Here is a 234-nt window from a genome sequence, read left to right on the forward strand (position 1 = left end):
TATATTTTTTATCTTTTGAAATTCTAACTTACTCGGGTTCTAAATCAATCGATAGTGTGGTATTTATTAGATTACCTTTAATAGTACTACAATTTGGTTTTGAAAAAACGACACCTTGCGCTTCTAGTTCGGTTTGTTTGTTGTTATAGGCTTTAAAATCAATATGTATTGCTGTATCGGCTATTACATTATTTGTTATATCGATAATACTAATAGAACCTTCAGGATCTACGC

At 29.9% G+C, this 234-nt stretch carries 1 pseudogene; it reads right to left on the bottom strand.

The annotated features are described in order from the left end of the window. Positions 1-31 precede the first annotated feature (31 nt). Positions 32-234, bottom strand: a pseudogene (locus tag AAEY62_RS24900) (choice-of-anchor I domain-containing protein); the annotation flags it as partial.

It is taken from the genome of Pseudoalteromonas sp. GW168-MNA-CIBAN-0100 (genome assembly GCF_040309225.1).
In the GTDB taxonomy this organism is placed as follows: Bacteria; Pseudomonadota; Gammaproteobacteria; order Enterobacterales; family Alteromonadaceae; genus Pseudoalteromonas; species Pseudoalteromonas arctica.